This window comes from Actinomadura sp. WMMB 499 (genome assembly GCF_008824145.1).
GTDB lineage: Bacteria > Actinomycetota > Actinomycetes > Streptosporangiales > Streptosporangiaceae > Spirillospora.
This window is the reverse complement of record NZ_CP044407.1, coordinates 7,138,312-7,151,245: the sequence shown is the minus strand read 5'-3', so window position 1 is coordinate 7,151,245 and position 12,934 is coordinate 7,138,312. Positions and strand designations below refer to the sequence as shown.

Below are 12,934 nucleotides of genomic sequence, written 5' to 3'. Positions count from 1 at the left end.
CGCTCGGCCGGTCAGCGCACCTTTGATCAGCGCACCTTCGATCAGAGCACCTTCGATCAGAGCACCTTGGACAGGAAGTCCCGGGTGCGCGGGTGCTTGGGCTCGGCCAGCACCTCGCGGGGCACGCCCTTCTCGACGACGACGCCCTCGTCCATGAAGACGAGCGAGTCGCCGACCTCGCGGGCGAACCCCATCTCGTGGGTGACGACGATCATCGTCATGCCGTCCAGGGCGAGCTGCTTCATCACCTCGAGGACCTCGCCGACCAGCTCGGGGTCCAGCGCCGAGGTGGGCTCGTCGAACAGCATCAGCGCGGGCTCCATGGCCAGCGCCCGCGCGATCGCGACGCGCTGCTGCTGCCCGCCGGACAGCTGCGCCGGGTAGCTGCCCGCCTTGTCGCCCAGCCCGACCCGGTTCAGCAGCGCGGTGGCCCGCTCGCGGGCCTCCGCCTTGGGCCGCCGCTTCACCCGGACGGGCGCCTCCATGACGTTCTCGAGCGCCGTCATGTGCGGGAACAGGTTGAACCGCTGGAACACCATGCCGATGTCGCGGCGCTGCGCGGCGACCTCCTTGTCGCGCAGCTCGTACAGCTTGCCGCCCTTCTCCCGGTAGCCGACCAGGTGCCCGTTCACGTACAGGCGGCCCGCGTTGATCTTCTCCAGGTGGTTGATGCAGCGCAGGAACGTGGACTTGCCGGACCCGGACGGGCCGACGACGCACATGACCTCGCCGGGCTTGACCTCCAGGTCGATCCCCTTGAGGACCTCCGTGCGGCCGAACGACTTGTGCACCTGCTCGGCGCGCACCATCGGCCCGCCGGACGCGGGGTCCTTCGCCAGAGCGTCGCTCACGGATTCCTCACCTCGCTCGTCCCGCCGGTCACTGGCCGCCACCGCCGCCGCGGAACCGGAGCCCCGCACGCGCCGTCTCGCCCTTGCTGGTGCCCTTGCTGTAGTGCCGCTCCAGGTAGTGCTGGCCGATCATCATGATCGAGGAGATCAGCAGGTACCACAGGCACGCCATCACCAGCATCGGGATGATCTTGTACGTGGTGGCGTAGATCGTCTGCGCGGTGAAGGTCAGCTCCGCGTACGGGACGGCCGCGACGAGCGAGGTGTTCTTCAGCATCGAGATCGACTCGTTGCCGGTCGGCGGGACGATCACCCGCATCGCCTGCGGCAGCACGATCCGCCGCATCGTCTGCGCCCGCGACATGCCGAGCGCGCTCGCCGCCTCCTGCTGCCCCTCGTCCACCGACAGGATCCCGGCGCGGACGATCTCGGCCATGTAGCCGGCCTCGTTGAGGATCAGCCCGAGGGCCGCCGCGCTCGCGGCGTTGATCAGCGCCTGCGTCTCCCAGGTCTGGAACTCGGGCCCGAACGGGATCCCGATCCCGACCGTCGGGAACAGCGTCCCGATCGCGCCCCAGATCAGCAGCTGGGTGTAGAGCGGCGTGCCGCGGAAGAACCACAGGTAGATCCAGGCCGCGCCGCTGAGCAGCGGGTTGGCCGACAGCCGCATCAGGGCGAGCACGATGCCGATGGCCGTCCCGCCGACCATCGCGGCCAGCGTCAGCCACACCGTGTTGCGGACGCCCTCCAGCACCGGTTCGGAGAACAGGTACTCCCACTGCTCCGCCCACTCCAGAGCGTCGCTGGTCAGCAGGAAGTGGATGAACATCGCGACCAGCACCAGCACCACGGCCGCGCCGCCCCAGCGGCCGGGGTGCCGGACGGGGACGGCCTTGATCGGGTCGGGCCGTCCCTTCCCGACGTCGTCGCCGATCGTCATGCGATCAGCTCTGCGCCGCGTTGATCGCCGGTTCGGTGATCGCGCCGGTCTCGACCCCGGACTCCTCGAGGATCTTCGTGTAGGTGCCGTCGGCCATGAGCGCCTTCAGCGCGCCCTGCACGGCCTCCTTGAACTGGCCGCTCTGCTTGTTGAGCGCGTAGCCGTAGGGCGCGGTGTCGTACGCCTCGCCGATGATCTCCAGCTTGTCGCCGGTCTGCTTGACCGCGTAGCCGACGATCGGCGAGTCGGCGGCCATCGCGTCCACCTTGCCCGCGACCAGGTCGTTGTTGACCTCGGTCTGCTGCTTGCGGACGACGCTCTTGATGGCGGGCTTGCCCGCGTCCGTGCACTCCTTGCTGCGGGCCTCCAGGTCCTCGACCTGGACGGTGCCCTGCTGGACCCCGACGCTCTTGCCGCACGCGTTGTCCGGGTCGACCTGCTCGGGGTTGCCCTTGAGGGCAGCCCACGCGGTGCCTGCGGAGTAGTACGTGACGAAGTCGACGATCTGCTCGCGCTCCTTGGTGTCGGTGAACGAGGAGACGCCGATCTCGTACTTGCCGGACTGCACGCCCGGGATGATCGTGTCGAAGCCCGCGTTGTGGAACTCGGTCTTCAGGCCGAGCTTGGCGGCGACGGCCTGGAACAGCTCGACGTCCCAGCCGACGATGTCCTGCGTGCCGGGGTCGACCGACTCGTTGGGCGGGTACGACGCGTCCGAGCCGATGACGATCTTGCCGTCGCTCTTGATCGCCTCGGGCACCATTTCGGCGAGCGCGGTGTCGGCGCTGACGCCGGACGCGGCCTCCGAACCGCCGCCGCCGTCCTCCTCCCCGCCGCAGGCGGAGAGGGCGAGGGCCCCCGTCAGGACGAGCGCACCGGCCGCGACGGCGCGGCGGCGCAGAGAACCGTTGATCACGGGTCCCCCTCCAGTCGAAGTCAGCGGATCCGCGAGGATCCGGAGGTCAGGAGCACATTTTGGCGCATAACGGGCATGGTCCCGGTTAAGGCTGCGAAACAATCGGACAACGAGCCCGCTCCGGTTGTGTCTCGTCCATGCCCGAGACCGTGATGTCGAGTGCTCGGCGGCCCGCGTCCCGCCGCCCGCCACGTGACCGTCACCACCGCCCCGGCCCCCGGATCGGCGGCGGGCCGTGTGGCACAATCGGACAACGGGTGACCCCCGTGCGTCGCGAGATGACCACCATGGTGACGGCCACCAGACCACACCACCGCGGCGGCATCACTCGAAAGCAGACCAACTTTCACAGACAGGGGTCGCTGTGGCTGTTCAGCCCATTCCCACAGAACCGCACTCACTGGACGATGATCCGGCATTTCCGCTGCACCGGGGCGGGAAGCTCGAGATGCGCTCGACGATCCCGGTGCGCAACAAGGAAGACCTCTCGCTCGCCTACACGCCCGGCGTCGCGCGCGTCTGCACCGCCATCGCCGACCATCCCGAGCTCGCCCACGAGTACACGTGGACGTCCAGGGTCGTCGCCGTCGTCACCGACGGCACCGCCGTGCTCGGCCTCGGCGACATCGGCCCGGCCGCGTCCATGCCCGTGATGGAGGGCAAGTCGCTGCTGTTCAAGGAGTTCGCCGACGTCGACTCGGTGCCGATCGCGCTCAGCTGCACCGGCGTGGACGAGATCGTCGACACGGTCGTCCGGATGGCGCCGAGCTTCGGCGGCATCAACCTCGAGGACATCAGCGCCCCCCGCTGCTTCGAGATCGAGGAGCGGCTCCGCGAAGCCCTCGACATCCCCGTCTTCCACGACGACCAGCACGGCACCGCCATCGTCGCGCTCGCCGCGCTCACCAACGCCGCCCGCTTCGTCGGCAAGCCGCTGTCGGAGCTGCGCGCCGTCGTGGCCGGCGCGGGCGCCTCCGGCATCGCCGTCTCGCAGATCCTCATCGAGGCCGGCATCGGCGACATCGCCCTGTCCGACAGCAAGGGCCTCATCTACACGGGCCGCGACGGGCTCAACCCGATCAAGGAGCGGATCGCCGCGATCACCAACCGGACCGGGCTCAAGGGCTCGACCGAGGAGGCGCTGAAGGGCGCCGACGTGTTCATCGGCCTGTCCGGCAGCACGGTCCACGAGTCGTGCGTCGCCACGATGTCGGAGAACGCGATCGTGTTCGCGCTGTCCAACCCCACCCCCGAGGTGCACCCCGACGTCGCGCGCCGGCACGCCAAGGTCGTCGCCACCGGCCGCAGCGACTTCCCGAACCAGATCAACAACGTGCTGGCGTTCCCCGGAATCTTCCGCGGCGCGCTGGACGTCCGCGCCCACTCCATCACCGAGGGCATGAAGCTGGCCGCCGCGAACGCGCTGGCCGACATCGTCGGCGGCGACCTCACCGCCGACTACGTCATCCCCGGCCCGTTCGACGACCGGGTCGCGCCCGCGGTCACCGCCGCGGTCGCCGCGCAGGCCCGCAAGGAAGGCGTCAACCGGATCTGACGAGCTCCCCACGGCCCGTGCTCCCCCGCGGAGCACGGGCCGTCCCCGTAAGCGGGTGCAATTTCCGGCATGGGTGTAATTCCCGGCATGGGGGAATACTTCTCCACACTCGCCCGCCCAGGACGGAGCCGTCAGGAGCGACCGTGGATCTCGCCTCATACGCGGACCTCGCGGTCGACCTCGTCAACACGCGCGGCCCCCGCACCGACGAACTGCCCGACCTCGACGCCCTGCGCGCCCTGCTGGCGGCCCGTCCGGACTTCACCGGCCGGACCGCCGCACGCGATCTCGACGCCATGCGCGAGCTGCGCACCGTCCTGCGCGCGATCTTCGTCGCCGCCGCGCGCGGCGACGCCGCCGAGGCCGCCGAACGGCTCAACACGCTGCTGATCTGGCACCCCGTCCACCCGCAGATCTGCAGGCACGACGGCACCGGCTGGCACCTGCACTGCAACGAGGGCGGCTCCGTCCCCGACCGGTACGCCGCCCGCGCCGCGATGGGCCTCGCCGCCGAGATCGACGCGCACGGCATGGCCCGGCTCGGCGTCTGCCCCGCCCCGCAGTGCGGCCGCGCCTTCCTCGCCCGGTCCGGCCGCCCCTACTGCTCCGAGCGCTGCGCCCCGAACTCCCGCGCGTCCGCCGCGCACCACCCGGGTCCGCCCCGCGTGACCGTCCCCCACCGCGACGGCGGCCAGTAGCGCGCCACGACCCGCCCCACGACATGCCCGTCCGGGACCGTCCCGAAGTCCCAGCTGTCCCGCCGTCCGGGCGCCCGCTGGTTGTCGCTCTCCAGCCACCACCCGTCCGGCTCCCGCCGCACCGCCCGCTTGACGACCAGCAGGCCCGCCCGCTCCGGATGCCGCGCCACGACGACGTCCCCGGGTTCGGCCGCCCCGCCCGTCCGGACCACGAGCCAGTCCCCGGGCCGCAGACCCGGCAGCATCGACTCCCCCTCGACCGCCGCCGTCCGCAGCCGTCCCCGCGCCCAGCCGGCCCCCGCCAGCACCGCCGCGCCGCCCAGCAGCCACCCGATCCGCATGCGCGCCCTCCCGCAGGCATATCCGGACCCCAGGCGGTCACAACCCTGTGCGGAAGGGTTCCGGGCCGCCCGCCGGTCCGGGTCTTAGGCCGAAATACCGAGTCCCTGACCGCACGCGGCCGGGACCACAACGGTAATGTCGGTGACCTGAGCATGATCCGCAACGAGGGAAGGGATTCGCAGGTGTTCAAGCTTCCGCGCCCGAAGACGACGGTCTCCGCGCACTGCGACCTGCCGTGTGGCGTCTACGACCCGGCGCAGGCCCGGATCGAGGCCGAGTCGGTCAAGGCGATCTGCGAGAAGTACGCCGGCAACGAGGACCCCGAGTTCCGGACTCGGGCCATCGCGATCAAGGAGCAGCGCTCCGAGCTGGTCAAGGAGCACCTCTGGGTGCTGTGGACCGACTACTTCAAGCCGCCGCACTTCGAGAAGTACCCGCAGCTCCACGAGCTGTTCAACAAGGCCACGAAGGCGGCCGGGGGCGGCCCCGGCGGCACCAAGGCCTCCATGGACGTCAAGGCGGCCGAGCAGCTGCTGTCCTACATCGCGGAGATCGACAAGATCTTCTGGGAGACCAAGCAGGGCTGAGTCCCCGCTGCCCGAGGCCCGGTCCCGACGGGGACCGGGCCTTGTCTTTTTGCAAGACCCTCGGCGTCAGGCCGCGAGGCGGCCTTCCTTCAACGGGCCTTGCGTGCGATTGCTGCATCGCTCCGGCTCGCCCGAGGGGCTCGCTGCGCGATCAAGTTCTTGCTTCGCTCGAACTTGGCTTCGCTCGCAATCGCAGTGGTTCCGGTCCGCTCTGGCCGGGGCTTGGCCGGGGTGGGCAGCCAGAACTTGCCGCCCTGGTCAGGGCACTGCCGAGCAGGCGATAGACCATCACTCGTCTCTGGGGACGCCAGAGGCCCGCGCGCGATCAAGTTCTCGCTTCGCTCGAACCTGGCTTCGCTCGCGATTGCGGTGGTTTCGGTCCGCTCTGACTGGGGTGGGGGGTCAGGACTTGGCTGCGGTGGTGAGGGCTTCGCCGGTCAGGCGGTAGACCATCCACTCGTCCTGGGGGCGGGCTCCGAGGGCCTCGTAGAACTCGATCGCCGGGGTGTTCCAGGTCAGGACGGACCACTCGACGCGTTCGTAGCCGCGCTCTTCGGCGATCCGGGCCAGTTCGGTGAGCAGGAGCTTGCCGTAGCCGTGGCCGCGGACGTCCGGTTCGACGAACAGGTCCTCGAGGTAGATGCCGTGCGTACCGTTCCAGGTGGAGAAGGTGAGGAACCACAGCGCGAACCCGACGACGCGGCCCTCGTGCTCGACGACGTTCGCGAACACCTTCGGCTCCTCGCCGAAGAGCCGCTCGCGCAGCTGCTCCTCGGTGGCCTTCACCTCGTGCAGGGCGCGCTCGTAGTCGGCCAGCTCGCGGATGAGCCGCAGGATGTCGGGAACGTCGTCGGGCGTCGCGGTTCGGATCACGGCGGACAGGTTATGCGATCGGGGTGAGCGGGACCGACGGGTCCGCCCACCGGTCGTTCGGGACGATCGGGTACCAGCCGGGCCGGCCGGGGTCGCGGTCGTAGGGGTAGCCGCCGAGCTCGCGGTAGAGCTCGGCGTACTCGGCGAGCCGGTCGCGGTCGAGTTCGACGCCGAGCCCGGGACCGGACGGGACGCGGATGCGTCCGTCCTCGTAGCGGAACGGCCCGCCCTTGATCACGTCGTCGGCGAGATGGTGGTAGTGGGCGTCGGCGGCGTAGGTGAGGTTGGGCAGGACGGCGCCGAGGTGCAGCATCGTGGCGAGTTGCACACCGAGTTCGCCGGACGAGTGGACGGCCACGCCGAGCTGGAAGGTCTCGCACACGGCGGCCGCCTTCACGCAGGCGCGGATGCCGCCCCAGAACGTGGTGTCGAGCAGGACGACGTCGGCGGCGCGGCGCAGGACGTTCGCGGCGAGCTGCTCGAAGTTCACGACGACCGTGTTGGTGGCGAGCGGGATGCGGACGCGTTCGCGGACGAGCCGGAGACCTTCGAGGCCGAGGACGGGGTCTTCGAGGTAGTCGTTCGGGAGGTCCTCGATGGCGCGGCCGAAGCGGAGGCCCTCGTCGATGGACAGGACCGAGTTCGGGTCGTAGCGGAAGCGGTCGCCGGGCAGGGCCGCGGCGAGCGACCGGTAACACTCCAGCTCGTGGGCGGGCGGGAAGACGCCGCCTTTCAGCTTGTGGACCGTGAAACCGTGGGCGGCCTTGAGCGCGCGCGCGTGCTCGACCAGCTGATCCGGGGTGCGGACCTCGGGCACGTCACCGGAGGGGTTGCGGAAGAACAGGTAGGAGGCGAACTGGACGCTGTCGCGTATCCGGCCGCCGAGCAGGTCGTGCACGGGGACGCCGAGGTGCTTGCCGACGAGGTCGAGGCAGGCGAACTCGATCGCGGCGAGGAGCTGGGTGCGGTTGTTGTAGAGCCCGGCGGTCGGGTTCGCGATCTTGAAGCGGAGCGCCTCCAGCTCGAACGGGTCGTGCCCCAGCAGGTGCGGGGCGAGGGCCCGGAAGGCGAGTTCGGCGCTCTCCCCGCCGCCGCCCATCTCGCCGAGGCCGATCAGGCCGTTGTCGGCCTCGACCTCGACGATGGTGCGGACGAACCGGCCCCAGTGGGCGCCGTTGCTGTGCAGCAGCGGCGCCTCCAGGGGAACGGTGACGGTGGTGGCCCTGATGTCCGTGATCTTCATTGGTCCCCGATCCTCTAGCGCCGAACCGTGACGACGGCGACGCCGCACGCGGGCAGCCGGACCGTCGTCGTGCCGTCCCGGACGGGCAGTTCCGCCGGGTCCCGCTCCAGCCCTCCCGAGAACCATGCCCGCGTGAAGCCGGGCACGTGCAGGTCCGTTTCCACCGGGTCCGGCGCGAGGGACTGCAACCGGACGGCCAGGCCGTCGCCGTCGCGGGCGCGGCCCACGGACGTGACCAGGACGTCCGGGTCGTCGACGCGGACGAACGCGCCCGCGTCCTCCGGGGTCGCGCCGGTGGCGAGGGCGGCGACGAACGGGTCGGTGAGCCCGGCGGCGGTACGGGCGCCGAGGCGGCGGCCCGAGCCGGCGGGGGCGGACGCGAACGCGTACCGGAACGTCGTCTCGCCCTGCTGCTGGGACGGGAAGTTGGTGTCCCAGATGTTGTTGAGGGCCCACGAGTAGACGGTGCCGTCCTCGGGGTCGAGGGTCGGGGGGAACGGCGCGTACGGCATGTGGATGGAGCCGAACTGGACGAGCGGCGCCTCGAGCGTCGCCCACGCGACGGTGAGGTCGGGGTCCTCGAACGCGACCCAGTGCCGGATGGGCCGCATGTGCTCGGCCGAGCCCGGAACGGACGGGACGTGCGTGCCGCCGACGCCGCCGGTCAGCTCCCACGCGGCGGGCGGGCCGCCGACGGCGAACGGGAACGCGAAGAACACGGCCTCCTTGGCGGCCGTGGGCTGCTTGCCGAGCTGGAACCGGACGTCGACGCGCGGGACGTCCGTCCACAGGTCGATGGTCGTGCGGAGCCAGTCGACGCCCTTGCCGTGGGCCTCGACGACGAGGCGCTCGCCCGCGGGGGTGCGCTCGCGGCGGGTGACGGTCGCGTGGGTGGCGACGGCCCGGTCGCCGAGCATCGTCTTGTCGTGCACGAGCATGTGCCCGGACATGTGGTTGAAGTGCGGCGCGGTCGCGTACCGGTCGTAGACGTACTGCCCGAACCCGGCGACGGAGCCGGTGTCGACGAGTTCGCGGCCCGCGGCCTTGTCGAAGACGGAGGCGATGTGGCCCTCGCGGACGTCGTACACGACGCGGTAGTGCGCGTTCTCGATCGTCGCGTCGGCGGTGTCGAGGCCGGCGGGCTCCGGCGGCGGTCCGGGGTCCGGCACGACGTCGAGGCGGACGTGCCCGTGGCCCGGCAGGTCGCGGACGATCGCCTCGAGGTGGCGGCCGATCGGGCGGGTCGGCCACTCGTCCGGATCGACCTCCTCCTCGCGGTGCGGGACGGGCGCGCCGGTGCGGGCGTCGACGAGGGCGACCGGGACGTCCACGGGGACGACGTCGCGGGGCAGGAACGCACGGGCGACGTCGGTGCGGGCGGTGGTGCCGGGGTTGACGACGACGAAGGAGGCGAGCGCGCCCGGTGCGGGCCCGAACGTGGCGCCGATCCGGCGGGCGCCGGACTGCAGGAGGTCGAGGGCGTCGTCGTGCGCCTGGTAGCCGACCTGGGACTTGCGGGTCCACTGCAGGCCGCCGGAGTCGCCGCCCTCCTCGGCGTCCTCCCACGGGTTCGCGGCGCCCCACGTGTGCTCGTCGAACAGCGCGGCGCCGTCGTAGGCGGCGTCGATCGCCGCCGGCGCGCCGGTGCGGTCGCCGCTGCGCTCGTCCGCGAACGCGTGCAGCGTCTCGGCGGCCCGCAGGACGTTCTGGGCGCGGCGGACGTACCCGAGGGGGCGGGCGCCGGAGCCGAGCCCGTCGGCCCACCAGTCGGTCCAGTCGCCCTCGTGGACCTGGAGGCGGTCGAGGTGGTGCTCCTCGACGTGGGCGAAGAAGTCGGCGTTGACGGCCGAGCGGAGCCGCGGGTACGCCCAGGTCTCGTTCCAGCGGTGCGCGATGTCGGCGGGGACGGCGGACGGGCCGGCGTTGTCGGCGTGCGCGCCCTGCACGCGCAGGTGGACGGCGTCCAGGGCGTCGGGGTCCTTGGCGGCGCCGACCTGGCCGGGCGCGGCGTACCAGCCGAACGTGCCGGGCCCGTACGGGTAGGGCCGGTCGGCGAGGGCGGACAGGTAGCGGGGCAGCAGGTCCTCGGCGAGGTCGTAGCCGTCGACGAGGCCGACCGTGTTGCCCTCCATGTACGCCATGCCGTGCGGGGTGTCGGTGAACCACACGAGCAGTTCGCCGCCGCCCGGGGAGCGCCAGCGGAACGGGCGGCCGAGCTTGTCGCCGCCGGTCACGTACGGGACGGACCGGCCGGCCCAGTTGTGCGCGGCGGCCAGGTACCGGACGCCCGCGGCGTTGAGCGCGTCGACGGTGCCGGCGACGGCGCCCGGGACGTCGGTGTGCATCGCGGAGCGGATCTCGATGCCGTGCTCGCGGCGGAGCTCCTCGACGAAGCGGAGCTGCCGGTACAGCTCCTCGTTCGAGCACGCCTCCAGGTGCAGCTGCATGGGGAACGCGGTGATCTCGATGTCGCCGGCCCGCACCCGGTCGGCGAACTCGGCGACCTGGGCGGCGGGGCGGGTGGCGAGCCAGCGCAGCGCGGGCAGCGACGACTCGACCGACCAGCGGAACCGGGCGTCGTCCGGGCGCCCGTCGGTCTCCCGCGCGAGCCGCAGCGCCGCGTCCAGGTAGTCGAGGTGGTGCCGCAGGACGGTGCCCTGCGTGTCGGTGTAGCCGATGTCGAGGTGCGAGTGGTGGACGACGAACACGGTCCACTTGCGCTGCGGCGTGATGTCGAAGGGCGCGGCGCCGACGAGGCCGGCGCCGTCGCGCACCTCCAGGGTGGCGCGGCGGGGGGCGTCCACTTCGGGGACGAGCAGGGTGACGGTGGGCCCGTCGGCGGGGGCGGACGCGAGGACGGCGTCGCCGTCGACGAGCGCGACCTCGAGCCCGCCGCCGGTGCGGCCGTCCAGGGTCAGCCGGACGGCCTGCCTGAGCGCGCCCGCGGGGTCCCGCCGGAACAGCGGCAGGACGGCGGCGCGGACCGACAGCCCGCGGACGGCGAGGACTTCGGCGGAGGTGTCGCGGCGCAGCGCGTCGCGGATCCCGGCGTAGTCGGGCGAGCCGAGGCTCGCCTGGAGCAGGCGACTCGTCATCGTTCAGCGTTTCCTTCGGGGAGCGCGGGTCGGGTCAGAACTGGGCGAGCGTGAGCCCGCGGGTGAACAGCCGCTGGGTGGCCAGGAACAGCACGACGGTCGGGAGGGAGACGACGAGTCCGGCGGCGAGCGCGATCGGCACGGGCGTCCCGGCGTACACGTCGGTGGTGAGTGCGGACAGTTCCGCCCACACCGGGCGGACGTTCTCCGACTGCGACAGCGTCAGGCCGAACAGCAGGTCGTTCCAGACGTAGGTGAACTCGAGGATGAACACGGCGGCGAGGGCCGCCGACGACAGCGGCAGGTAGATGCGCCAGAAGATGCGGAAGGTGGACGCGCCGTCCAGCCGCGCCGCCTCGAAGATCGACCGCGCGACGCCGCCGAAGAAGTTGCGCATGACCAGCGCCGCGAGCGGCACGCTGATCGCCGTGTAGACGATGATCAGACCGGCCTGGCTGTCGTACATCGACACCCGGCTGTACCCGACGAACAGCGGGATCAGCAGCATCTGGAACGGCACGACCGTCCCGGCGAAGATCACGACGAACCAGAGGAAGCCGTGCCGGAGCCGCAGCACGACGATCGCGTACCCGGCGAGGGCGCCGAGCAGCACCGCGACCGCGGGCGCCACGAGGCTGTACAGGAGCGTGCTCAGCAGGGTGCTGCCGACGTCGGTGCGTTCCCACGCCTGCGCGATGTTGTCGAACAGGCCGACCGAGGTCGGGGGCGCCACGGCGTCGGACGGGTCGTAGTCGCCGGCCGGGCGGATCGCGCCGGCGACCACGAGGTAGGTGGGGAACAGCCACGCCAGCCCGAGCACGACCAGGATCGCGCGCCGGACCGTTCCGGTGAGCAGCCGGGTGTTCATCCGCGGTCCTCCTTGCCGACCTGGTGGCGCAGGTAGATGTACGAGGCCAGGCCCGTGACCGTCGTGAGCAGCACCGCGACCGCCGACCCGTAGCCGTACTCGTTGGCGACGAACACGTCCCGGTACATCGTCACGGCGAGCGTCTCGGACGAGCGTCCGGGCCCGCCCTGCGTCATCACCCAGACGATGTCGAAGGTCTTCAGGCTCGCGACGAGCGCGAGGCCGAACACGACCGTGGTGATCGGGCGCATCAGCGGCCAGATGACGTGCCGGAACATGCTCCAGCCGGACGCGCCGTCGATGCGGGCGGCCTCGATCGGGGCTTTCGGGATCGACTGCAGGCCGACGACGAACAGCAGCATGTTGACGCCGAGCTGCTGCCACGTCCACACCACGATCATCGCGACCGTGTTGAGGGGGCCGTCCTGCAGGAACGCGGTGTCGCCGCCGGGCATCCCGAGGAACGTGAGGAGCTGGTTGGCCATGCCGTCCGGCTGCAGGATGAAGCCCCAGATGACGCCGAGGCCGGCGCCGGACATCGCGTACGGCAGCAGGAACGGGAGCCGGAACCAGGCCCCGCCCTTGATGTTGTACGACAGGACGGCGACGAGCAGGCCGAGCCCGACGGGCAGCACGACCGTCCCGGCGACCCACAGCAGAGTGTTGCGGATCGAGACGAGCAGTGCGTCGTCCTGGAGCAGCCGCCGGTAGTTGTCGATGCCGGTGAACTCGGGCGAGGCGAGCCCGTCGTAGGAGGTGAAGCTCAGGTAGACCGTCCACAGGAACGGGAGGTAGAGCAGCACCGCGACGAACAGCACGGCGGGCGACACGTACAGGTGCCGGAACCGGCCGTACAGGGCGAACCCCGTCCCGGGCCCGCCGGGCCGCCGGCGCCCGCCGGACGGCCCGGCCCCGCGCGCGGACGCCTTCACGGGACGCTCGGCGGTGGCGTGGTGGGTGGTCATG

Annotated in this window: 12 protein-coding genes; 3 read left to right on the top strand and 9 right to left on the bottom strand. The window is 71.5% G+C overall.

Annotated elements, in window-relative coordinates; all coding sequences use genetic code 11:
- Nucleotides 1-56 precede the first annotated feature (56 nt).
- The 3 genes from F7P10_RS32255 to F7P10_RS32245 form a co-directional block, all read right to left on the bottom strand.
- Nucleotides 57-809: an amino acid ABC transporter ATP-binding protein gene (locus F7P10_RS32255; RefSeq protein WP_151018427.1), complete on the bottom strand. Its 753-nt coding sequence runs from the start codon at nt 807-809 to the stop codon at nt 57-59.
- 70 nt (nt 810-879) lie between these two features.
- On the bottom strand, nt 880-1,791 hold the full coding sequence (locus F7P10_RS32250) for an amino acid ABC transporter permease (RefSeq protein ID WP_151015212.1): 912 nt from the start codon (nt 1,789-1,791) through the stop codon (nt 880-882).
- Between the two features lie 4 nt (nt 1,792-1,795).
- Nucleotides 1,796-2,707 (bottom strand): ABC transporter substrate-binding protein, encoded by a 912-nt coding sequence (locus tag F7P10_RS32245; RefSeq protein ID WP_151015210.1) that lies wholly within the window; start codon nt 2,705-2,707, stop codon nt 1,796-1,798.
- A 448-nt stretch (nt 2,708-3,155) separates the two neighbouring features.
- On the opposite strand from F7P10_RS32245, the gene F7P10_RS32240 reads away from it, so the two are divergent.
- Both F7P10_RS32240 and F7P10_RS32235 read left to right on the top strand, forming a co-directional pair.
- On the top strand, nt 3,156-4,262 hold the full coding sequence (locus tag F7P10_RS32240; RefSeq protein ID WP_151015208.1) for an NADP-dependent malic enzyme: 1,107 nt from the start codon (nt 3,156-3,158) through the stop codon (nt 4,260-4,262).
- Between the two features lie 143 nt (nt 4,263-4,405).
- The gene (locus tag F7P10_RS32235) at nt 4,406-4,960 is read left to right on the top strand and encodes an ABATE domain-containing protein (protein ID WP_151015206.1); all 555 of its coding nucleotides are present in this window, start codon (nt 4,406-4,408) and stop codon (nt 4,958-4,960) included.
- Here F7P10_RS32235 and F7P10_RS32230 read toward each other — a convergent pair.
- Nucleotides 4,861-5,301, bottom strand: coding sequence for a S24/S26 family peptidase (locus F7P10_RS32230; protein ID WP_254716138.1), 441 nt, complete (start codon nt 5,299-5,301; stop codon nt 4,861-4,863). The genes F7P10_RS32235 and F7P10_RS32230 overlap by 100 nt on opposite strands.
- A gap of 153 nt (nt 5,302-5,454) precedes the next feature.
- Between F7P10_RS32230 and sodN the strand changes: the two genes are divergently transcribed.
- A complete protein-coding gene (gene sodN, locus F7P10_RS32225; RefSeq protein ID WP_151015205.1) occupies nt 5,455-5,889 on the top strand; it encodes a superoxide dismutase, Ni in 435 nt (144 codons plus the stop codon).
- A gap of 402 nt (nt 5,890-6,291) precedes the next feature.
- On the opposite strand, the gene F7P10_RS32220 is transcribed toward sodN, so the two are convergent.
- Genes F7P10_RS32220 through F7P10_RS32200 form a run of 5 tightly spaced genes read right to left on the bottom strand, consistent with a single transcriptional unit; the run spans nt 6,292 to nt 12,933 of the window.
- Nucleotides 6,292-6,762 (bottom strand): GNAT family N-acetyltransferase, encoded by a 471-nt coding sequence (locus tag F7P10_RS32220; RefSeq protein WP_254716136.1) that lies wholly within the window; start codon nt 6,760-6,762, stop codon nt 6,292-6,294.
- 10 nt (nt 6,763-6,772) lie between these two features.
- Entirely contained in the window at nt 6,773-8,005 is a 1,233-nt protein-coding gene (locus tag F7P10_RS32215) for an enolase C-terminal domain-like protein (protein ID WP_151015201.1), read from the bottom strand.
- A gap of 14 nt (nt 8,006-8,019) precedes the next feature.
- Complete coding sequence (locus F7P10_RS32210; RefSeq protein ID WP_151015199.1) at nt 8,020-11,100, bottom strand: glycoside hydrolase family 38 C-terminal domain-containing protein; 3,081 nt, start codon at nt 11,098-11,100, stop codon at nt 8,020-8,022.
- A 34-nt stretch (nt 11,101-11,134) separates the two neighbouring features.
- Nucleotides 11,135-11,968, bottom strand: coding sequence for a carbohydrate ABC transporter permease (locus tag F7P10_RS32205; RefSeq protein WP_151015197.1), 834 nt, complete (start codon nt 11,966-11,968; stop codon nt 11,135-11,137).
- Nucleotides 11,965-12,933, bottom strand: coding sequence for a carbohydrate ABC transporter permease (locus tag F7P10_RS32200; RefSeq protein ID WP_151015195.1), 969 nt, complete (start codon nt 12,931-12,933; stop codon nt 11,965-11,967). Before F7P10_RS32200 ends, F7P10_RS32205 begins: the two co-directional genes overlap by 4 nt.
- Between the last annotated feature and the right edge of the window lies 1 nt (nt 12,934).

What these genes read in the sequence shown, in the direction of transcription:
- F7P10_RS32255 (WP_151018427.1), bottom strand. Translation starts at nt 809, where the DNA reads ATGGTGCGCGCCGAGCAGGTGCACAAGTCGTTCGGCCGCACGGAGGTC.
- F7P10_RS32250 (WP_151015212.1), bottom strand. Translation starts at nt 1,791, where the DNA reads ATGACGATCGGCGACGACGTCGGGAAGGGACGGCCCGACCCGATCAAG.
- F7P10_RS32240 (WP_151015208.1), top strand. Translation starts at nt 3,156, where the DNA reads ATGCGCTCGACGATCCCGGTGCGCAACAAGGAAGACCTCTCGCTCGCC.
- F7P10_RS32230 (WP_254716138.1), bottom strand. Translation starts at nt 5,301, where the DNA reads ATGCGGATCGGGTGGCTGCTGGGCGGCGCGGCGGTGCTGGCGGGGGCC.
- sodN (WP_151015205.1), top strand. Translation starts at nt 5,455, where the DNA reads ATGATCCGCAACGAGGGAAGGGATTCGCAGGTGTTCAAGCTTCCGCGC.
- F7P10_RS32215 (WP_151015201.1), bottom strand. Translation starts at nt 8,005, where the DNA reads ATGAAGATCACGGACATCAGGGCCACCACCGTCACCGTTCCCCTGGAG.
- F7P10_RS32210 (WP_151015199.1), bottom strand. Translation starts at nt 11,100, where the DNA reads ATGACGAGTCGCCTGCTCCAGGCGAGCCTCGGCTCGCCCGACTACGCC.
- F7P10_RS32205 (WP_151015197.1), bottom strand. Translation starts at nt 11,968, where the DNA reads ATGAACACCCGGCTGCTCACCGGAACGGTCCGGCGCGCGATCCTGGTC.
- F7P10_RS32200 (WP_151015195.1), bottom strand. Translation starts at nt 12,933, where the DNA reads ATGACCACCCACCACGCCACCGCCGAGCGTCCCGTGAAGGCGTCCGCG.